19 protein-coding genes are annotated in these 21,142 nt (G+C 60.8%); 10 read left to right on the top strand and 9 right to left on the bottom strand.

Features of this window, described 5'->3' with window-relative positions; translation table 11 throughout:
• The 7 genes from ACPYOJ_RS14980 to ACPYOJ_RS15010 form a co-directional block, all read right to left on the bottom strand.
• The coding region (locus ACPYOJ_RS14980; protein WP_481416956.1) for a polysaccharide deacetylase family protein at nucleotides 1-788 on the bottom strand (788 nt) is incomplete at its 3' end.
• Between the two features lie 21 nt (nucleotides 789-809).
• Nucleotides 810-2,189, bottom strand: coding sequence for a hypothetical protein (locus ACPYOJ_RS14985; RefSeq protein WP_481416957.1), 1,380 nt, complete (start codon nucleotides 2,187-2,189; stop codon nucleotides 810-812).
• 26 nt (nucleotides 2,190-2,215) lie between these two features.
• Nucleotides 2,216-3,586, bottom strand: a complete 1,371-nt coding sequence (locus ACPYOJ_RS14990) for a hypothetical protein (protein ID WP_481416958.1) — start codon at nucleotides 3,584-3,586, stop codon at nucleotides 2,216-2,218.
• Nucleotides 3,587-3,603: 17 nt separating this feature from the next.
• Nucleotides 3,604-4,713, bottom strand: coding sequence for an ABC transporter ATP-binding protein (locus tag ACPYOJ_RS14995; RefSeq protein ID WP_481416959.1), 1,110 nt, complete (start codon nucleotides 4,711-4,713; stop codon nucleotides 3,604-3,606).
• Between the two features lie 64 nt (nucleotides 4,714-4,777).
• Entirely contained in the window at nucleotides 4,778-6,544 is a 1,767-nt protein-coding gene (locus ACPYOJ_RS15000) for an ABC transporter permease (protein WP_481416960.1), read from the bottom strand.
• A gap of 19 nt (nucleotides 6,545-6,563) precedes the next feature.
• The gene (locus tag ACPYOJ_RS15005) at nucleotides 6,564-7,289 is read right to left on the bottom strand and encodes an SDR family NAD(P)-dependent oxidoreductase (RefSeq protein ID WP_481416961.1); all 726 of its coding nucleotides are present in this window, start codon (nucleotides 7,287-7,289) and stop codon (nucleotides 6,564-6,566) included.
• Between the two features lie 11 nt (nucleotides 7,290-7,300).
• Nucleotides 7,301-8,176: a polysaccharide deacetylase family protein gene (locus ACPYOJ_RS15010; RefSeq protein ID WP_481416962.1), complete on the bottom strand. Its 876-nt coding sequence runs from the start codon at nucleotides 8,174-8,176 to the stop codon at nucleotides 7,301-7,303.
• A gap of 137 nt (nucleotides 8,177-8,313) precedes the next feature.
• Here ACPYOJ_RS15010 and ACPYOJ_RS15015 point away from each other — a divergent pair, with 137 nt between their 5' ends.
• The 8 genes from ACPYOJ_RS15015 (at nucleotide 8,314) to ACPYOJ_RS15050 (ending at nucleotide 16,435) form a co-directional block, all read left to right on the top strand.
• Entirely contained in the window at nucleotides 8,314-9,405 is a 1,092-nt protein-coding gene (locus tag ACPYOJ_RS15015) for an ABC transporter substrate-binding protein (RefSeq protein WP_481416963.1), read from the top strand.
• Nucleotides 9,406-9,971: 566 nt separating this feature from the next.
• On the top strand, nucleotides 9,972-10,706 hold the full coding sequence (locus tag ACPYOJ_RS15020) for a hypothetical protein (protein WP_481416964.1): 735 nt from the start codon (nucleotides 9,972-9,974) through the stop codon (nucleotides 10,704-10,706).
• A 360-nt stretch (nucleotides 10,707-11,066) separates the two neighbouring features.
• On the top strand, nucleotides 11,067-11,318 hold the full coding sequence (locus ACPYOJ_RS15025) for a hypothetical protein (protein WP_481416965.1): 252 nt from the start codon (nucleotides 11,067-11,069) through the stop codon (nucleotides 11,316-11,318).
• 87 nt (nucleotides 11,319-11,405) lie between these two features.
• Nucleotides 11,406-12,407 carry a biotin synthase BioB gene (bioB, locus tag ACPYOJ_RS15030; RefSeq protein WP_481416966.1) on the top strand — a complete coding sequence of 334 codons (1,002 nt, stop codon included), beginning with the start codon at nucleotides 11,406-11,408 and terminating at the stop codon, nucleotides 12,405-12,407.
• Between the two features lie 8 nt (nucleotides 12,408-12,415).
• Nucleotides 12,416-13,549: an 8-amino-7-oxononanoate synthase gene (locus ACPYOJ_RS15035; RefSeq protein ID WP_481417005.1), complete on the top strand. Its 1,134-nt coding sequence runs from the start codon at nucleotides 12,416-12,418 to the stop codon at nucleotides 13,547-13,549.
• Nucleotides 13,546-14,184, top strand: a complete 639-nt coding sequence (bioD, locus tag ACPYOJ_RS15040) for a dethiobiotin synthase (protein WP_481416967.1) — start codon at nucleotides 13,546-13,548, stop codon at nucleotides 14,182-14,184. The genes ACPYOJ_RS15035 and bioD overlap by 4 nt, the downstream gene beginning before the upstream one ends.
• The gene (locus ACPYOJ_RS15045; protein WP_481416968.1) at nucleotides 14,181-15,452 is read left to right on the top strand and encodes an adenosylmethionine--8-amino-7-oxononanoate transaminase; all 1,272 of its coding nucleotides are present in this window, start codon (nucleotides 14,181-14,183) and stop codon (nucleotides 15,450-15,452) included. The genes bioD and ACPYOJ_RS15045 overlap by 4 nt, the downstream gene beginning before the upstream one ends.
• Entirely contained in the window at nucleotides 15,449-16,435 is a 987-nt protein-coding gene (locus tag ACPYOJ_RS15050) for a beta-ketoacyl-ACP synthase III (RefSeq protein WP_481416969.1), read from the top strand. Before ACPYOJ_RS15045 ends, ACPYOJ_RS15050 begins: the two co-directional genes overlap by 4 nt.
• Before the next feature lie 321 nt (nucleotides 16,436-16,756).
• Here the strand turns inward: ACPYOJ_RS15050 and ACPYOJ_RS15055 are convergent, their stop codons facing one another.
• Together ACPYOJ_RS15055 and ACPYOJ_RS15060 are read right to left on the bottom strand one after the other, a co-directional pair.
• Entirely contained in the window at nucleotides 16,757-18,022 is a 1,266-nt protein-coding gene (locus ACPYOJ_RS15055) for an MFS transporter (RefSeq protein ID WP_481416970.1), read from the bottom strand.
• Between the two features lie 234 nt (nucleotides 18,023-18,256).
• Complete coding sequence (locus ACPYOJ_RS15060; protein ID WP_481416971.1) at nucleotides 18,257-19,021, bottom strand: HpcH/HpaI aldolase family protein; 765 nt, start codon at nucleotides 19,019-19,021, stop codon at nucleotides 18,257-18,259.
• Between the two features lie 138 nt (nucleotides 19,022-19,159).
• Here ACPYOJ_RS15060 and ACPYOJ_RS15065 point away from each other — a divergent pair, with 138 nt between their 5' ends.
• Complete coding sequence (locus ACPYOJ_RS15065; RefSeq protein WP_481416972.1) at nucleotides 19,160-20,248, top strand: LLM class flavin-dependent oxidoreductase; 1,089 nt, start codon at nucleotides 19,160-19,162, stop codon at nucleotides 20,246-20,248.
• A gap of 93 nt (nucleotides 20,249-20,341) precedes the next feature.
• On the top strand, nucleotides 20,342-21,022 hold the full coding sequence (locus ACPYOJ_RS15070) for a GntR family transcriptional regulator (protein ID WP_481416973.1): 681 nt from the start codon (nucleotides 20,342-20,344) through the stop codon (nucleotides 21,020-21,022).
• Nucleotides 21,023-21,142: the final 120 nt, after the last annotated feature.

A 21,142-nucleotide genomic window follows, 5' to 3' on the forward strand; every position in this document is an offset into this window, starting at 1 on the left:
TCGGCGCGGGTCGGGCGCCATACCTCTTCGCGTTCCGCCATCAGGCGCAGCATCTTTTCGAATGCATAGGCCATGTAGGGGCGGCCGCCGAGCTCTGCATGGACAAGCGCGTCGATACGGCCGGGCTTTCCGCGTTTTGCCTCTTCCAGGACGAAGTCGAAGGCGTCGCTGAAGCCTTCGAGCGCCATGCGACCGCTGCTCGCCCCACCATTCCAGGCACGGAAATCGTTGAAGAACCAGTGCTTTGGAATGATGGTGATGACCTTGCCGTCGACCTCGACGAGGTATGGCAGGTCGTCGTCGCACTGGTCGCCGCACCAAGTATAGCCTTCCTCGGCAAGGATGCCGAGCGTTTCGCGGGTGTGGTAGCCGCCGGGGCTGACCCAGCCGACGGGGCGCGTGCCTGTCACATCCGAGATGATCTTCGTCACCTCCCGGATCTCCGCCCGCTGCTCATCCGGATTGAGATCGATCATCTTGATGTCGTTCGTCGTGCCATGCCCGGCGATCTCATGACCGGCATCATGCAGGGCGCGGATGGCTTCCGGCCAGCGTTTGACTGCAAGCCCGTTCACATCGATCGTCGCGCGGAAACCAGTGCGCTCCAGCACTTCGAGGATGCGCCAGATGCCGGCATTGCCGCCGTAGTTGGAATGGGAGACCGAAACGAGGTTGATCTCCAGCCCCTTGGCCTTCTTGAAATGCCCTCCTCGTACGAAAGCTTCGAAGGCAACCGTTGCGGTGGCGCAGACCAGCTTGTTGCCCGGCCATTGAATCTTGGTTCGCATGAATTCGCTCCTTGGAAAGTCTCAGACCACGAAGAAGCCGTTGACGATGGCGTCGTGGTAAAGCTTGGCGGCACAGGGTGCGACGCCGATCGGCAGATCGGCCTCGGGCTTGGTGTAGGTGTGGACGCCAGCCCCCAAGCGGCAGACGGCGGTGCGCGGCGCAGGCTTCATCTCGCGGAACATCGGGATGATCACCTCCCGGTACACCTCGGGGCTGTGGTCGCGGCTGTCCTTGGTGATGACGAAGAGGAAGGGCGGCACCGGCTTGACATCGGAACCGGTCAGTTCATGCGTCAGGCCGGTATAGTGATCGACCAGTCCCTGCGTCGCCGTTTCGTTCATGCCGAGGCGCTTGGCGGTCACCCGGGCCGCCTCTTCGAGCGCGCCGACGATATTGTGAGTGATCATGTATTCGGCCTTGAACTGCGGCCGCTTGCGCGCAACCTCCCAGGCCTCCAGGATCTCCTCCATCAGCGAGGGCAGGCGCATCATCACATTCGGCCCTTCCTGACCGAGTGCTTCCGGGCCACGATAACGGGCAAGGTCGCGCCAGGTGCGGATATAGAGGTCGTTGAACGGGTCCTTCCACGGATCGCCTTTCTCGGAAACCCGCTTGAAGCCCTCGATCTTGCCGACATGACCGCTCCAGAGGTGCTTGCGCTCGTTGATATAGCCGAAAGTCGAGTTCTCGATGGCGATGACGCCGGCGATATTGGGCACGCGCTGCGACAGCATCGAGACGTAGGGGCCGCCGGTCGAGTGACCGTGCACATAGATCGAGAACTCGCCTTCGGGGAAATGGCGGGCGCAGGCTGTCTTCATGCCGAGTTCGAAGGCCATCGGCCAACCGGCCATGCGGTCGTAGAAGCGGCTGCCGGGCTTGGCGCGCGCCAATGTGCGCGTGCCGTATTTGATATGCTTGGAGCGATCGCGGATCAGCTCGTATTGGTCGGGGGTTACATATTCACCCGCCTGCCAGATCGGCGTGCGCACCGTGCCGTCGGCATTGATCGTGTCGGCTGGCCAGTCGCGGCTTTCATCGTCGAGGTAGAGACGGCCGGGGAAGGTCATGGTAACAACCTTGAAGGCGAATTTCTGCGCGAAGAGCAGCGCGAATTTCTCGACCGACTTGTAGTCGCCCGAGCCACCATGCAGCAGGAAGATGCCGACCTTCTTGCCGTCGGCGCCGCGCTTGATCGAATCCGCCGGCTGCGGTTCGTAGACGCGCACGCCGATATCCCATTCCATGCCGACGGTCTCGACGCGGAAGATATCCTCGCGCTCGTCCAGCGGCACGTTGGGCATTGCCAGCACGGCATTCGAGGAGGCGATGACATCCGCCCTCGATACCGTTTCGGGCACGTCGCCGGCTGTCTTCTTATCTTCCGCAATTGCACTCATGATATTACCTCGACAATTTCAGACATTTAAAGGAAGTAGCCGTGAGTGATCGCCGCGTGATAGACGGCGGCGGCCGGCGGAACGATGCCGAGCGGCAGGCCCGGCTCTGCTTTGTTGTAGGTATGGACACCCGCGCCGAAGCGGATGAGCTTGACCCTCGGTGCCGGCTCGATCTTGGCGAACATCGGCATCACCACCTCCTCGTAGACCTCGGGATTGTGGTCGCGGCTGTCCTTGGCGATGATGAAGAGCACGGGCGGAACGGGCTTTGCGCCCGGGCCGGTCTGCGGATAGGGGAAGCCGCGATAGTGCTCGATCAGCTTGGCGCGTTCCTCGTCCGACAGCTTCAGCCGGTCGGCGACCGCCTCGGCGGCGGCCGTCAGCGAGGTGGCGATATTGTGGGTGATCGTATATTCCGCCTTGAACTGCGGCCGCGCCTTGGTGCGGTCCCACCAGTCGAGGATGTCCTCGATCAGCCACGGCAGCCGCATCAGCGCATTCGGCCCTTCCTGGCCAAGCGCTTCCGGGCCGGCATAGCGGGCACGGTCGCGCCAGGTGCGGATATAGAGTTCGTTGAAGGGGTCGCTGCGTGGTGCGGCCTTCTTGGTGACACGCTCGTAGCCGGAGATCTTGCCAAGCGCACCCGACCAGTGATGCTGCTGCTCCTGGATGAAGCCGAAGGGCGAATTCTCGACGGCGATAACACCGGCGATATTCGGCACGCGCTGGGAGATCATGAAGACCATCGGCCCGCCGGTCGAATGGCCGGTGACATAGATCGAATAGTCGGCTTCCGGGAAGTGCCGGCGCATAGCCTCCTTCATGCCTTCCTCGAAGGCGACGGGCCATGCCGCCATACGGTCATAGAAGCGCGAGCCGGGCTTTGCGCGGGCGACGGTGCGCGTGCCGTAGCGCATGCGCATCGACGTGTCGCGGATCACTTCATACTGGTCCGGCGTGATATGTTCGCCGCGCAGCCACATCGGTGTGCGCACGGTGCCGTCGGCCATGATCGTGTCGCCCGGCCAGTCGTGGTTTGGATCGTCGAAATAGAGACGGCCGGGGAAAGTCATGGCGACCGCCTTGTGTCCGAACTTGGCGGCATAGGTCTTCGCCATCGGCTCCATCGACTTGTAATCGCCGGAACCTCCATGGAGAAGGAAAATGCCGATTTTCCTGCCGTCGGCGCCGCGCGCCGCCTGGGCTTCATCTTCCGGCTCGTAGACCGTCACGCCCATGTCCCAGTGGAGGCCGAGGGCGCTGATGCGGAAGATGTCTTCCGTCTGCCGGAGCGGGAGATCGGGCTTTGCCAGCACTTCGTCCGACAGCTTCAGGAGTTCTTCGCGGCTGACATCGGTCGGCGGCCGCCATTCCTGGTTCTTGAGCGAGGTTTCCATTCTATCCTCCAATAATCTTAGGAAAGCCGGTCATTGGCCGGCAGAACGATGCAGGCCTCCGGCGCGATTTCGAGCGTGATCGGATCACCGATGGCGGGATCGGCGCCGCGGCCGAGCAGGCACCGCACCTTTATGCCGTTCGCCTGGACGTCGACCTCCATCACGGCGCCGACGAAGAGGGCAAAATCGATCGTTCCGGAGAAGTGGTTGATCCCCGATGTGTTGATCGCCGATGCGACACGCAGGTCCTCGGGACGCAGGCTGAGCTGGGCCTCGTCGCCAATCTTCAGGCTTTCGGTCGGATCGGTGCCGCGGAACTTGCCGAGCGGCGTGTCGACCAGCACGACATGCGAGGCGGAATCGACTTCAAGGATCCGGCCGGAGACGAAATTGGTCGTGCCGATAAAGCTCGCGGTGAAGGTATTGCGCGGCTTGCGGTAGATCTGTGTCGGGCGACCATGTTCGACCACCTTGCCGTCCTTCATGACGACGATCCAGTCGGACATCGCCAGCGCTTCCGCCTGGTCGTGCGTGACATAGATGGACGTCAGCCCGATCTGGCGCTGCAGCCGGCTGAGTTCCGCGCGCATCTCGCCGCGCAGCTGGGCGTCGAGGTTGCTGAGCGGTTCGTCGAATAGCAGCGCCTTCGGCTTGCCGACCAGCGCGCGGGCTATGGCGACGCGCTGCTGCTGCCCGCCGGAAAGGCGCGGTGCCGGCCGGTCGGCGAGATGCGCCAGGCGCACGACCTCCAGCGCTTCCATGGCAACCTTGCGGCGTTCCGCCTTCGGTATGCCCCGCCCTTCCAGGGCATAGGCGACGTTTTCGAGCGCCGTCATATGCGGCCAGATGGCATAGGACTGGAAGACCATGCCGAGAGAGCGCCGATTCGGCGGCACGAAGATGCCGGCTTGCGGATCGGCGACCGTCTGGCCGTCGATGACGATGCGGCCGCTGCTGGCGCGTTCGAGACCGGCGATGCAGCGCAGCGTCGTCGTCTTGCCGCAGCCGGAGGGGCCAAGCAGCGTCACCATCTCGCCGCGGTCGACATTCAGGCTGACGCCGCTGACCGCAAAGATACTTTCGGAACCGGTCGGGAAGCCCTTCTTGAGCTGTTCGATGGTAATCATTTTGCTCCTCGCCTGATCTGACGCGGTGATGGATATTCGGAATGAGAAGTGGGAGCGGCCGACATTAGAGCTGCTCCTTGACGCCGTAGCGTCGGCCGATGGCGTTCGAGATCGAAACCAGGATCATCAGCACCAGGAACATCAGCACACCGAAGGCGCTGACGCTCATGAAGGAGCCCTGTTCCCAAAGATCGTAGATGACGACCGCCGCGGTGCGGTTGTCGGCGCGGGCAAGCATGAGGGCCAGCGTCAGTTCGCGATAGGCATGCACCATCACCCAGAACCAGGCGCCGAGCAGGCCGGGCTTCAGCAGCGGCAGCATGATCTTGAAGAAGTTGCGCACCCAGGAGACGCCGGCCACCTGGGCCGCTTCCTCGAGCTCGCTGTGGATCTGGCCCATCGACGTCGACACGAAACGCAGCGAGACGGGCATGAATTTCGTGACATAGGCGAGGAAGATGATGGTCAGCGTTCCGATAACGGGAAGCGGTACCAGCAGGTAGAACCACATGAAGGCGGCGCCGAGTACGACGCTCGGGATGGCGATCGAGCCGAAGGCCAGGAAATCCAGGACCCTGCGGCCCGGCATGCGGCTCTTGTGGGCGAAATAGGCAATCAGCGTCACGAAGAGTACAACGAAGGTCGCGGTGACAACGCCGAGGATCGTGCTGTTGATCATCGGATTGATGAGATAGTCGTCCTTGAAGAGATCGGCATAGTTCTTCAGTGTCATCGTCTCGAAGGCGATCGCGCTCGGCGGCTGGTAGAAGGGCAGCAGCGAGACATAGACCATCATCAGGAACGGCAGGATGGTGATCATGAAGACCAGCAGGAACGAGACGGCGAAGGTCACGTATCGCCATTTGCCGAGATCGGTCTTGCGCGGTTTGAAGTCCTTGCCCGTGATGGTCTGGTAGCGCTCGCCATGGCGCACGAGCCTGAAATAGAAGGCGAGCAACACGATCGCCAGCACCAGCATCGCCATCGAATAGGCGCCGGAAAGGCCCCAATCGACTGGTGTCTGCGAGGTGTTGAAGAAGATCTCCGTCGAATAGACCTTGATATCGGCGCGCCCGCCGATCAGCAGCGGCACCTCAAAGGTCTCGACCGTGGTGATGAAGAGCAGCAGCAGGGCGGCGCCGACGGCAGGCAGCGCAAGCGGCAGCGAGATGCGGAAGAGGGTACGGAAAGTCCCCGCCCCCGTCATGGTCGAGGCTTCCTCGAGGCGCGGGTCCATTGCCTGAAAGGCCGAGGACAGCAGCAGATAGGCGAGCGGCACCATCTCGATCGCATGGATCCAGACCATGCCGCCGAAGCTGTAGACATTGAGGAAATTGCGGATGCCCGTGGCATTCTTGATCAGCGCATTGAGGATGCCGATGTTCGGGCTTGCGAGCAGGATCCAGACGATGGTGATCAGAATGCTCGGAATGACGATGCGTGCCAACATGATCGTGCCGATCAGCTTGGCGCAGGGCGTGTTCGTCCGCTCCACCACCCAGGCGATGAAGGCGCCGAAGACAAAGGCAAGCAGCGTCGAAGCGAGTGAGAAAGTCAGCGTCTCGTAGGTCGCGCCCCAGAATTCCGAGGTGCCGAAGGCCTTGACGTAATTATCGAAGCTGAAGGTGGTGAGGCTGAGGAAGCCCTCTTCCCCCGGCCGCATCGTCTTGAAGCTTGTCCAGACGATCATGATGAATGGCAGCACGACCTGATAGACGAGCACCAGCATGACCAGAACGAAGACGACGCCACGCCAGCTTATGGCCGGGTTGCCCATCGTCGGTCTGCGCGACACCTGATCGGAAGGCGCCATTTTTTCGACTGCAGTCATTGATCCACTATCCAGGTTGCTAGTGCAGCGCCGTGCCGCCGGAGACATCGAGGCAACTGCCCGTGATGTGGCTTGCCTGTTCCGAGAGCAGGAAGGCGACGGCATTGCCGACATCGCGCGGGCTTGTCGGCGTGCCGAGCGGCGAGCGCGTCTCGCTGTCGATATCCTTCTTCCAGCGTGCCGCCGTATTGCCGGGCGCCACCGTGTTCACGCGGATGCCGTGCCGCCCCACCTCCTGAGACAGCGACTGGGTGAAGGCGATGATCGCCGCCTTGGATGCAGAATAGATCGAGGCCTGCGGTCCGCCACGAAGGCCGCGGGCCGCCGTGATGCTGACAATGCCGCCGCGCTTGCGGGCGATCATGTCGGGCAGCACCGAGCGGCAGCAGTTCAACACGCCCTTGAGATTGATCTCCAGCATGCGGTCCTGCTCCTCGATCGTGAAATCGATGAAGTCCTTCTTCGGGATGCCGATGCCGCGTCCGCCGCCGGCGACGTTGACGAGCGCATCGACACCGCCATGGCGCGCCTTGACGGCCTCGATAACGCCAGCGATTTCGTCCGGCTTCGTCACGTCCATGCGATGAACTTCCGACCGGGCCGGTTCGGGAAGGCCCGCGGCCACCTGGTTGGCATTGTCGACGTTGATGTCGGTGATGGCGACATGCCATCCGGCTTCATTCAGACATTGGGCTATAGCTTCGCCGATCAGGCTCCCGCCGCCCGTAATCATTGCTACGTGCATAATGGAGAACCTTAATCCAGCGGCCGGTAGGCTTCGGGCTTCAGACCAGACGACTTCAGAATGTAGTCCGCCATTTCGGCGCGCCGGGGGATCCACACCTCGCCCTGATACTGCTTGACGTAGCGGATCATCGCTTCGAGCGCGGTGGCGATATTCGGCCGGCCGCCCAGTTCGGCGTGGACGATGACGTCGACGGCGCCGGGCCGTCCACGCAATGCTTCCTGATAGATATAGTCAAAGGAGGTCTTGAAGCCTTCGAAATAGGTGGTTGCATTGCCGAGCCCGTTTGACCAGGCGCGCCAGTCATTGGCGTAGTTGAGTTTCGGGATCACTGCAATTTGCCTGCCGGAGACCTCGGCGATATAGGGCACGTCGTCGTCGAACGCATCGCCGAACCAAGTATAGCCCTCGTCGGCCACGATGCCGAGCGTTTCGGCCGTCACCAGATTGCCTGGACCGGCCCAACCGACCGGGCGTTCGCCGGTGCACTCGGTGATGATGCGGGTGCAGCCGCGTACTTCCTCGCGCTGCTCCTCCGGCGTCAGATCCGTCATGTGGTGATCGTTGGTCATGCCATGGCTGCAGATCTCATGACCGGCGGCATAAAGCGCCTTGACGGTGTCCGGCCACTTCTCGACGGCGTAACCGTTGACGCCGATCGAAGCATGGACATCGTGTCTGTCAAATATATCCATCAACCGCCAGATGCCGACCGCGCCACCATAATTGGCGTGCGAGAGCGACGAGACGTTGACCGGTATCTTTGGCGACTTCTTGAAACGCCCACTTTTCTGAAAGGCCTCGTAGGCAACGCGGAATGTGCAACAAACGAGTTTATCCTCTGGCCAACGCAGCTTCGGCTGCGGCCACTGAACGCCATAATGCATGATAGCAGTTCCCCTGCTGATATTTGTTGTTTGACATTCGAAGGGCTAGCACGTCATAAAATATTTGACAATGCCCTTAATACATTTGACAACCTTATGCGTCGAAACACCACGAACTTGACAATAAGGGGAACCCAATGAAGATCATAAAGCGCGTGCAGAGCATGGGAATTTTGCTGGCTGTCACCGTGGGGCTGACGGCAGGTGCTGCAAGCCGCACATTCGCGCAGGAATTAACCGCGGACGAAAAGATCTATGCCGATCTAGCCAAGCTCGATCCGGCGGAGCGCCAGAAAAAGATCGAGGAAGGCGCCAAGGCCGAGGGCGAACTTTCCCTCATTCATACCTGGCGTGGCGAACTGTCCCGCGATCATCTGAAGCTTTTTCAGAAGAGATATCCCTTCCTCAAGGTCGAGCTCATCGATATCGGTTCGCAGGATGCCGCCGACCGGCTGCTCGCCGAAGAGACCGCGGGCCGCCATCTAACGGATGCGATCAACATGTCACTGGGCGACAGTAGTGGCGTGCGGCAGCTCTTTGCTCATTATCCAACACCTGCCACCAAGGCCATCCTGCCGCAATACAACGGCTTCCTCGATCCGGATAACCGTTGGGTTCCCTTTTACTGGAGCGAACACGGCATCTCCTACAACAGCAACATGCTGACACCCGAACAGGCGCCTAAGTCGTGGGAGGATCTCTGCAAGCCGGAATATAAGGGCCAGGTTTCCTTTGATCCACCGGAAGTGCGCTTCCTGCTCGGCATGTACGCCATTCTTGGCCCTGACAAGATCGAGAACTGGATGAAATGCATCGGCGAGAATGATCCGATCATCCAGCGCGGCCATACCCAGCGCGTCCAGCTGATGGCCGCCGGCGACCACGCGATCCAGGGCGACAACTATCTCTACCAAGGCCTTCTGATGAAGAAGGAGAACCCCTCCACGCCGTTCCAGCCGGTCTGGTCGGCTCCCGTCCAGGCGACCGCCGGCGTGATGATCATCAACAAGAACGCGCCGCATCCCTATGCCGCGGCCCTCTGGTGCGACTGGGTGCTTTCCGACGAAAGCCAGAAATATACCGCCGAGCGATATCGTGGCCCGGTAACCATTCCGCATCCGTATATGCCGGCCGACGCCAAGATCGTCATCTCGGACTCCTCCGACCCAGCGCTCGGCAAGCGCCTACTCGATATGTGGGACAAGTATGCTACGCATGGCAAGGACTGACGGCTGACAGCCTGCGTTCAGGACGATATCACGGGCCGGACGACGGCCCGTTTTTAATTTTCCGAGACCACGTTGTCCGCCCGGATTGCGTAAGATATCGAGCCGTTTTTCCCAGCCGCTGCCTATCATCACCCAGCGTCGTTGTTATCCAACGGTGGGTTCGTTTCTGGCGTTTAGTTGAGACTGGCCAAGTCCGGACTGCTCGGATCCGGCATCCGCCCCGCCGGAGGATGCCGAGATCGTGCACATTGAAGTCTCCGCCCTGGGATTCACGATCGGACGCGATGGCGACGTGCCTTATCCGCATTTCCCGTTGGCGGATTGCCCAGTGCATGACTGCGCCACTCCATCGTGTGGACCCCGCTCCAGCTACGTGCAAGCCGTCCTACCTATACACCCTGCAGATGTGCGCCTCCTAGGAAACCGCAATTTCAAGGCCGCGGGAACCGCGGTTAGCTCCTGTTTTTAAACCATGCAGGACAAGGCGCGACGGTATCAAACCACGTTCAAGGCGCAATAAAGGTTGGCTTTAAATACACAATATTTGAAACATCAAGGAGGATAGGATGGTTGCTATAAGCTCTTCTGCCAACACAAATAACCAGGCGTCGGTGCTTACCTCACTGCAGCCCGTAGCCGCGGAAGCGGTGAAAGTACGATCTGAGCATTCGCAAACGGATCGTAGTTGGCTTAGCGACCTCGTGATCGAGGGATCGGACGACAATGTTGACGATTTCATCTACGATTCTACCGGAAAACTTTCTAAGGGCGATCCCGAGGATCCGGTGAATTTCTGGGAGGCGCCGACCTCCACCGATGAAACGGGAGACGTCATCGGAACTGCTCCAGTCGCGACCCCATGGACCCAGACCTTCTCGTCAGTCGACCACTTCAAGACCGCGCTCCACAGCTACCTTAGGCAAAAGGTCGCCTCGCCTGAAGTGCAGGAAGCGCTCCGAAATGCCGCGATCATGACGCCGGAAAAACAGGCGCTCAAAGATGGTGTTGTCAGGGGCACCGCGCCTGAACGCGCAGATGACATGGTCAAGATGGTAAGTATGCTCAATGAGATGATCAAAGCATCTCATTCAGAGCGTTATAAGGAAAACGACGATTACCGGCAAAGCGTTGATACACGCACCGCAATGTTCAAGCGAATTATCACCAATGATTACGGATACCTGAAGAGAGAAACGGACATGAGTGCCCCGCTGATCGTCGCCAATGACGACGGCACCTACTCGCTTCCCAATCTCACAATCAGCTACAAAGGCGAAGTGCTCTACACACACACTTCGTAGTATTTTGCCACGGGGCCGGCTGGCCGGCCCTGGACCCGCAGCGCTATTGCCCCCACGGCATCGATTGGACCGGCAAACGGGTAGCATCCGATCAGGACTATGCAAAGCACGTGCGTGACGTCGACGCGCCGAGCCCGGCGCGCTTCCATGCCGATCCCCGCCGGCTCTTCGAGGCTTCCGGATCTTCCGGCAAGGTCATCGTTTTTGCGGTACGGCTCGATACATTCGAGGCGACGAAGGATGCGAAAGTGTTCTATGTCGGGACCAACGATCTCAATGAACTTGCCCATATCCGCCGCACGATGCTCGCGTCCTTCGCGTCGCTTCCGATCGCGGCCGAGTATATCCACCGGAACGCCTTTGATTCGCCGAGCGCTACGCCACGTGTTTCATCAGGACTACGTAATCCGCCAGGGCGTCGACTGGCTGGAGACTGAACACAAGATCCTTGAGCTGCTCGACAAGCGTAACGCCCGTTATCCGGCGGAGCACAATGTCCGCCGCCTCCACCGTGCCGACGAGGTCGCCGCCGCCCACTATCGCGACCTCGATCCATGCAACTGCTTCAATCCGGGCATCGGCCAAACGTCCAAGCTGCCACGCTGGCGCTAGTCAGATGGAATTGGACGATTTTCGCCTTGCATAATTATCGATAACATGCAGTTTTATCGATAATTTGTGACTTGGAGCATTGTCGACATGAAGAAATTAGGCGCAACCGCGCAGAGCGCTCGTGAAAGCAACAATCGATCGCCTCACACCTCGCTAGATGAGGCTCATATTATCTATAATTTACCTTTCAACGATCTACTCTTCCGCGCGCAAAGCGTTCATCGCATGCACTTCGACCCAAACACCGTGCAGATGAGCCGACTCCTATCGATCAAGACCGGCGGATGTGCGGAGGACTGTGGGTACTGTAGCCAGTCCGCCCACTATCCGACCGGCCTGAAGGCGTCGAAGCTGATGGAGGTGGAACGGGTTCTCACCGAGGCCCACAAGGCCAAGGATGCAGGCGCAACACGGTATTGCATGGGTGCGGCTTGGCGCAGTCCAAAAGACCGGGACATGGACTCGCTGGTCGCAATGGTTGAAGGCGTGAGAGCGCTCGGCATGGAAACCTGCATGACGCTCGGCATGTTGACAGAGGCTCAAGCGGACAAGCTCGCAGAGGCCGGCCTTGATTACTACAACCACAACATAGACACGTCCGAGCGCTTCTATCCCGAAATCATCACCACACGAAGCTTCGAGGACCGGCTCGACACGTTGGAAACCGTACGAGCAGCCGGGATCAAGGTCTGCGCAGGCGGTATCCTGGGGATGGGCGAGACCGCTGAGGACCGGATCTCGATGCTGCTAACGCTGGCAAATTTGCCCGTTCCGCCGGAAAGCGTGCCGATCAACCAGCTTATCCCCATTCCTGGCTCCAAGCTGGCCAATGCAGCGCCTGTCGATTCGATCGATTTCGTGCGCACGATCGCGCTGGCGCGCATCCTGATGCCGACGTCGCATCTGCGCCTTTCGGCTGGACGCACCGAGATGAGCGACGAGATGCAGGCGCTCTGCTTCTTCGCCGGTGCCAACTCCATCTTCGTCGGCGACACGCTTCTGACGGCAGACAACCCCGGCGAGGACCACGACGCAGCACTCTTCCGCCGCCTCGGGCTCGCTCCGATGACGCTGGAGCCGGCTGAGTGACTGGGCCAATGCTGTCCGGATATGCAGCCACACTTGAGGGCCTGCAGCGCAAGGCGAGGCTACGCAGTCTTTCGCCGCAACGAGGCGTGGACTTCACCTCCAACGATTTCCTTGCTCTTGCAGGCGCGCCCCGCCTGAAAGAGGCGATCATGGCCGCAATGGAGAGAGGCGTTCCGGCGGGTGCAGGCGGTTCCCGCCTGCTGCGCGGCAACCACCCGGAACACGAAGCGCTGGAGACGGAAGCCGCCGTTTTTTTCGGCGCTGATCGCGTGCTCTATTTCGGCAGCGGCTACGCCGCCAATTCCGCGCTGTTTTCGACCTTGCCCCAACGCGACGATCTGATCGTGTACGACACGCTGATCCATGCCAGCGCCCATGAGGGCATTTCGGCCAGCAAGGCGGCGGGTGTCAGTGTTTCGCATAACGATGCGAACGCCTTCGATGAGGCAATCCGAAACTGGCGCAAGGACGGCGGCAGGGGCCGGCCCTGGATTGCGGTCGAGAGCCTCTACTCCATGGATGGAGACAAGGCCCCGCTCGCCGAACTTGTCGACGTCGCCGACCGTCACGAAGGGTTTCTGGTGATCGACGAAGCCCATGCGACCGGCGTATTCGGCGCGGGCGGCAAGGGGCTTGCGGCAGGGTTGGAGGGCCGGGAGAACGTGCTTGCCCTGCATACCTGCGGCAAGGCGCTCGGCGTATCGGGGGCCTTGCTCGCAGTACCGGGCGTCCTTGCGGACTATCTTGTCAACCGTGCCCGCGCCTTCATCTATTCCACCGCGCCCTCGCCTCTCATGGCGGCAGGTGTGCGAGAGGCCCTACAGATGGTGGAGGAAGAACCTGACCGCCGCGAAGCTCTGGAACGCCTCGTCGCACTTGTCGGCGAAGGATTGGCAAGACGGTTCGGCATGGAGCCGAGCCGGTCGCAGATCCAGCCGGTCCTGATTGGCGATAACGCTCGGGCCGTACGAATTGCCGAGATCCTTCAGGCCGAAGGCTTTGACATCCGCGCAATCCGACCGCCGACCGTACCTGAGGGCACTGCGCGTCTCAGGCTGTCAATCACCCTCAACGTCGATCCGCAGCAGATTGCGTCCATGCTGGATTGCCTCGCCGCCGCCATGGAGGAACACAGGAGATGACCGCCCGTTTCGTGGTATCCGGTACCGATACCGGCATCGGCAAGACCGTCTTCGCCGCAGCGCTGGCCGGTGCGCTCAACGCCCGATACTGGAAACCGGTGCAATCTGGTCTGGAGGGCGAGACGGACAGTGACGTAGTCTCCAGGCTAAGCGGTTTGCCCGCTGAACACATCCTGCCGGAAGCCTATCGCCTGACCGTTCCAGCCTCGCCGCACCTTTCGGCGCGTCTCGACGGCGTGGAAATCGACATGGCCAAGCTTGAGCCGCCGACCTGTGCCGATCCGCTGGTCATCGAGGGGGCTGGTGGCCTGCTGGTTCCGCTCACCGAAAAGACCGTCTTTGCCGATGTTTTCGCGCGCTGGCGCATTCCCGTCATCCTCTGCGCCCGAACATCGCTCGGCACCATCAATCACTCGCTGCTGTCCATCGAGGCGCTGCGCAACCGCGACATCCCTATCTGCGGCGTGGCGTTCATTGGCGCGGAAAATGCCGATACCCAGGCCACCATCGCTGCCATCGGGCGGGTGAAAGTCTTGGGCCGGTTGCCGTTCGTGGAAAGGCTGACGCGGGAAAACCTAAGCCGCGCCTTCCGCGAGAATTTCGATACTGCATCCCTGATGGAGGCACGCGCGTGATCCCCTCACCCGTCTGGCACCCCTTTACACAGCATGCCCTCGAAGCGCCGATGAAGCGCATCGTCGCGACAGAAGGCGCATATTTGTTCGATGAGGATGGCAATCGCTTCCTCGACGCAATCTCGTCGTGGTGGGTGATTACGCATGGCCATCGCCATCCCGGCATCATGGCTGCAATCCGCGAAACGACGGAGGCCTACGACCAGATCATCTTCGCGGAGTTCACCCACGAGCCCGCAGAAGCCCTCGCGGCAGGTCTGCTCGACTTCGCCCCTCGAGGACTGCAGCACGTCTTCTACTCGGACAGCGGATCGACGGCGGTCGAGGTGGCGATCAAGATGGCGCTCGGCACCTTCTACAATCGCTCTGTCGCGCGTGACCGTATTGTCGTGATGGAACACGGCTATCATGGCGACACGATCGGTACTATGTCCGCGGGAGAGCGTGGCGTGTTCAATGCGCCCTTCGAGCCGCTGCTGTTCGGCGTGGACCGCCTTCCCTTTCCCGAACCAGGTCGCGAACAGGAAACCCTTGATGCGTTCGAGACCATCTGCCGCTCAGGCAGGGTCGCCGCAATTCTGGTCGAACCGCTGGTGCTCGGCGCGGGCGGCATGAAGATCTATGGCAGTGCCATCCTCTCCGCCTTGAAGGACATCGCCGGCCGATACGGTTGCCTATTCATTGCCGACGAAGTGATGACTGGTTGGGGTCGCACCGGAACGCGCTTTGCCTGCGAACAGGCAGGTGTGACGCCGGATATCCTGTGTACGTCGAAGGGGCTGACCGGGGGTGCGCTTCCCCTCGCGGCAACTCTGTGCACCGGAGAGATATTCGAAGCCCATCTGTCCTACGACCGCCGAAAGACGTTTTTCCATTCGAGTTCCTACACGGGCAACCCAATCGCCTGCGCGGCGGCTGTCGCCAATCTGCAAGTCTGGCGCGACGAGCCGGTAGAAACCCGGATCGCCGAGCTTGCAGCGCAGCACACGCAGCATTTGCAACGCTTCGAGAACGACAAGCGATTTGCAAACGTCAGACAGTGCGGGACGATCGCCGCCCTCGATCTCGCAGTACCCTCCGGCGGTTACCTGGCGGAAGTGGGACCCCGTATGCGCAGGATGTTCCGCGAGCGCGGAATGCTTTTGCGCCCGCTCGGAAACGTCATCTACCTGATGCCGCCTTATTGCGCGAGCGCCGGGGATATCGCGGCGGCCTATGAGGCGATCGACGAGGTCGTCTCGCTCGTTCTGGAGGAGACGGTATCTTGACACCGCTGTCTTCCCGCTTCGCCGGATTCGGTCATGCCGTTCCATCCCGCATCGTGCACAATGCGGAAATCGAAGCCCGCCTTGGTCTCGAAGAGGGCTGGATCGAAAGACGCACCGGCATCCGATCCCGCCGCTGGGCAAAAGAGGGAGACACGTTGAGCGGTCTTGCGGCCGAAGCCGGGAAAATGGCCCTTGAGGATGCCGGCGTTGCGCCGGACGAGATCGCGATGACCCTGCTTGCGACCTCGACGCCGGATCATCTGCTGCCGCCGTCTGCACCGCTTCTGGCCTATAAGTTCGGACTGGAGAAATCCGGCGCCATCGATCTTGCCGGAGCGTGTTCGGGCTTCCTCTACGCGCTGACGCTCGCTGACGGCTTCGTGCGTGCGCACGGTCGCGCAGTGCTGATCGTCGCAGCCAACATTTTAAGCCGCCGCATCAACCCTGCGGAACGTGCCAGCGCCGCCCTGTTCGCGGACGGCGCTGGTGCGGTGGTGCTTGCCCCCTGCAGCAACGGGCAAAGCGGCCTCAGGGCAGCCGTCCTCGCGTCTGATGGAAGTGGCTACGATCTGATTGGCATTCCCTCGGGCGGCAGCAACAGGCCTTTCTCTCCGGAGATCCCGGCGGATCAGGCCCTGATGTCAATGCGCGATGGGCGAGAGGTTTTTTCCCGGGCTGTCGATCTCATGACGCAGACCTCGCGCCAGGCGATGACCGATGCGTCTGTAACAGTCTCTACCGTTGACCGCTTCATTCCGCACCAGGCCAATGTCCGCCTTTGCGAGGCGGTTCGCCACAATCTGGCTCTGGAGGAGCGCAAGGTCGTCAGCACGATCGCGGAATTCGGCAACTCGTCGGCCGCGACCATTCCTTTGTCCCTCTCCATCCAACATCGACACAAGCCACTGAAGTCCGGAGAGCACCTGTTGATGACCGCCGCAGGCGCGGGACTGAGCGGTGGGGCCGCTCTCTTTACTATGTGAGTTCGTGGGTTGAGAAACGACGCTGGACCGCTTGCGCAGGCTCTGCGGAGCCTGCGCGCGACACTGGTGGCGAGAGCTGAGCGTTTTTGCTGCGGTGCGACGAAGGGAATTTCTGACCGCCGAAAAGACCGATACAAAGCGTTGCACGCCCCGCTTTTCCTGAATCGATTTTGGGATATTCGGAGGAGGCACTGCGGGCATCTGACTGGCGGGTTAGCCGCTGGCGCAGATCGTGTTACATCATGCGCGCTCAATTGTCGCAACAATGTCTTAGGCTTCTAGAGCTTACATCGCTTCGATGCCGCTTCACGATACGCCACATCACTGACGTGCTTTTGCAACACCTGTTTCCGGGACATAGCGGATGAGCAAGGTGGCCACAGCCGCCGCCGATAATGCCGTAAAGAAAAATGAGGCTGGATAGCCGAAGTATTCGGACATGGCGACGAACATGATCGGGCTCAGCGTCGTTCCGCCCTGGCCGGTGAAGCGCCACAAGCCGAGGAAACGTCCGCGCGCCTGCGGCGGAGCGACATCGGCCCCAACCGTTTGAATGGATCCGCCGGTCAGCGCCTGTAACGCTACAGCGATAAAAAACAGAACCGTGTACCAGACGAAGCCAAGGCCTATCAGTGTCGACAGGCCGAGCGCTGCCATCGCGACCGCGACACCGCTGAAGCCCGGCACCATTGTGCGCTTGCGGCCGAACTGATCCATCATCCAGCCTGCCAGAAAGCCGATCGGCAAAGAGAGAAGTGCAGCACCGGTTGCCAGATAGCCGATTTGCTGGGGGCCGAGATGATAGGTGAAGGCAGCATAGAGATGCAGAAGGTCGGCCATGATCGGGCCACGGGTAAGCCCGGCAAAGAGAGCTACACCGAAGTAGGGAAGACGTGGCCGGATGATCTCCCATGCCGTTAACGGAGGTGCTTTGCTGTCTTTGCTATTCGATCCGACGTCTGGATTGTTGCGCGGCGTATCGGCGGCGAACAAAAACGCAGGCACGAAAGCGATCAATGCAAGAAGTCCATAGGCGAGGAAAGGAGCACTCGGGCCCCAAGTGCCTGCTATGAACCCGCCGAGGACCGGCCCGGCCAGCGCCCCGGTGTTGTTCATTCCGAACATCCAGCTCACCTGCTTGCCGCGCTGCTGGGCTGGCGCGTGATGAGAAATCCCCGCCAACCGCGCCATCAACCACATCTGCGCCGCAACTCCATCAAGGAACCGAAGGATCAGTAGTTCCGGAAACGAAAATGCGAAGGCCGCCAGAAACGCCATAAGCGACGTCAGCAGAGGCCCTGCGATCATGACAGGACGACGCCCGAGACGATCAATCAACCATCCGGAAGGAATAGTCCCGAAAAGGTTGCCCAGCAAGAAAGCGGTCACGACGCCGCTGGCCACGCTGAAGTCTACGTCGAAGGATTTCGCCAAGGTGGGAACGGCAGGCACAGCGATCCCGGCGCCAAGGGCGAAGATCAGCGCCGGCAGGTAGGTCGATAAGAAAATGTTCCAGGAAAGCGCGCGGCCGGTCTGCGAGATATTGGAGGCTGCTTGCTGAGGCGGGGTGTAGCTGCTGTTGCTCATGGCGGGTCAAATATCGCTTTATGAATTAATACATTGCGTGGTTACGGTTGGGCGCGCCGGCCGCGTAGAGGAATCGTGCGGCTGTCGATCGAAGTACGCTCGTTTATATAGTTCCATTATCCTGCTTTTTGCATGCCCGCATGCCGGAATTCACCTCTAATCGCGCCGATCGCGAGCAACTACGTCTAGGCGACAATCAACCACCATGAATGGACGGATCGAGGCGCGCAGGTATCAGGCCGAGCCTGCCTTGCGTGCTGCGGCGAGATTATCGAAAACAGCCGCACCGAGAAACATGGTGTCGCTGGCAAGAACAAAGAAGCTGATCCCTGCCTGCCGCCATCTGCCGACATCGGCGGGCGACGGCCGGAAGATGCCGACGGCGCGACCCGCTTGTAAGGCCGCGGACGTGATCGTGCCGATCGCGCGGTCCAGCTTTTCCTGGCCGGCCGGTCCCATGGCATCGATAGAAACCGACAAATCGCCGGGACCGATGAAAATCAGATCCACGCCTTCAACGGCGGCAATCTGCTCGATGTTGGCCAGCCCCTCGGCCGTCTCGACCTGTATCGCCAGCACCAGCGTCTCGTTGGCCTTCGCCAGATAGTCCGGGATGCGGTAGCCGTAGCCCGCCGCTCGTCCGGGGCCAACGCCGCGGCTGCCGATCGGTGGGTAGCGAGTGGCAGACACGGCGGCCTTGGCCTGTTCGGCGGTCGAAACCCTGGGGACGAGGACACCCCCGGCGCCGGCATCGAGGACGGCCGCAATCGCTTCCGGAGCATGACCGGGAACGCGCACCATCGCCGTGACCGAATGGACATCCGCCGCACGCACCAGATCCTCGATACGCTCGCGGCCGATCTGGGCGTGCTCCCAATCAATGCAGATGAAATCAGGCCCGGACTGCGCCATCACCTCGACGGCCACCGGATGCGGGATCGCCGAAAAGGTGCCGACGAGCAACGCCCGATTGAGGCACTGCGTACGAAAATCATTCATGTCAGCATCTCCGGTCGGCTTCCGTGGTCCACGATCGAGAAGGTTTAAACATAAAGCAATTTGCGCTCAAGCCGAAAACATGGTCAAGCTAAGGCATAGGCAGCGCGCGAAGCTGCTCGACACAGAGGAAGCAGTACCGTGAAGCAGCATCCGCTCAAAGGCGCAAATCGCCTGAAACTCGGCGTTTTCTCCGCGAACGCCGATGGCGGCCTTGCGATCACGGACGTCCCCGAGCGCTGGACCGCGGGCTGGGCCGACAATCTGACGGCCGCGCAGATCGCCGATCGCGCCGGTTTGGAGTTCTTGCTTCCAATCGCCCGCTGGCGGGGTTTCGGGGGCAAGAACCGCGTGCGCGAGTGGTCCTTTGAGACATTCACCTGGGCAGCCGCCCTTGCGGCTTCCACCGAGCGGATCGGATTGTTCATGACCGTCCATGTGCCCCTTGTCCACCCGCTCTATGCCGCCAAGGCACTGGCGACCGTCGATCATGTCAGCGGCGGACGTGCTGGGTTGAATATCGTCTGCGGATGGAATCCTAAGGAGTTTGCCATGTTCGGCACGTCGCTGGTCGAAAAAGGATATGATCAGGCTGACGAATGGCTTCAGGTGCTGGAGCATGCTTATGCGGCAGATGCGCCGTTCGACTACAACGGGACCTATTACAAGCTGACGCAGGCCATCAGCCGGCCCGCGAGCCTGCAAAGCCCCCGTCCGGTCACGATGAACGCGGCCTTCGGCGGACCGGGGCGGGATTTTGCAGCCAGGAGCTGCGACTACCTGTTCACGACCTTCTCGGAGATCCGCGAAGCAGGAAAACCTGTAGCCGACATCCGCGCCCGCGCCGAAGCCAATAAACGCGAGGTCGGCGTATATACGGTGTGCCACGTCGTCTGCCGGGAGACGCAGGCCGAGGCAGACGACTACTATCATCGCTACGCCGTTACGCTGGCCGATCACGAGGCGGTCGATGTCCATATGGCCAGCAAGAAGGAGTTCTCGCAATCACATGACCGCGAGGCTTACGATCGCTACCGTCAGCGCTTTGCCGGCGGTGCCGGCAGCTATCCGCTCGTTGGAACACCGGAGCGCATCACCGAGGAGATGATCGCCATCTCACAGCAGGGCTACGCCGGCATCGCGCTTTCCTTCGTCAATTATACGCAGGAGCTGCCCTTCTTCTGCGATCGTGTCCTGCCGCTGCTTATGCAGGCCGGCTACAGACAGTGAACGATCGGAGGATGCTTGAAGAAGGGTTTCAAGCGCGGATAGGATCGGCGCCTCGGATCAAAACTCCATTGCAAGAAGAATAGGATAGTGCGGATGGCCCTTGGCCCTGTTTCATCGCGGACGACGATCCAGGAGGCAGTTTACCAGCAACTGCGCAATGCCCTCATGACCGGTAGGTTTGATCCCGGGCAGACGTTGACGATAGCCTCGCTCGCGGAAACATTCGGCACCAGCAACATGCCGGTTCGTGAAGCGCTGCGTCGCCTGGCAGCGGAAAATGCGCTCGAGGTTGCTCCGAACGGCTCGGCGCGCATCCCGCCGGTGACCGCTGCGCGGTTGGACGATCTTGCGCGCGCTCGAATAGCGGTTGAGGGCCTTGCCACCGAGCTCGGTGGCCCGCGGCTGACGCCCGTCGACATCGCGCTGCTCGAATCCATTACCGACCAGCAGCATGCCACAGCGCGAGAGAACGTCTACGAACTCATCGAAATGAATCAACGCTTCCACTTCACTATCTATCGTGCGTCGGGATCCGAGGTTCTGTTGCAGCTGATCGACACGCTTTGGCTTCGGCTCGGTCCCTATATGCGCTTGCTCGCGGGCTCCGTCGGTCCGCTGATCCGCAAGGGAGAGCTCGATCCGGCCGGGTTCCACGGCGTTATCATCGAGGCTCTGAAAGCCGGGGATTTTGCCGCTGCTCGCCAAGCCGTCGTAGACGACATCCGACACACACATGAGATTCTTAGAAATTTCTGCAGCAGAAGTCGCGACTAGCCCTTCCCTAGCCCAGAGATCCGAACCGCGCGTGGTTTGCTTTCCAAAATTAGTTGAACCATCAAATATTTTGTGATCAAATGATCAAACACTGACGCCAGGACATTAGCATCCGCGACA

The sequence above is a fragment of the Rhizobium sp. SVR5-9E genome, assembly GCF_056755095.1.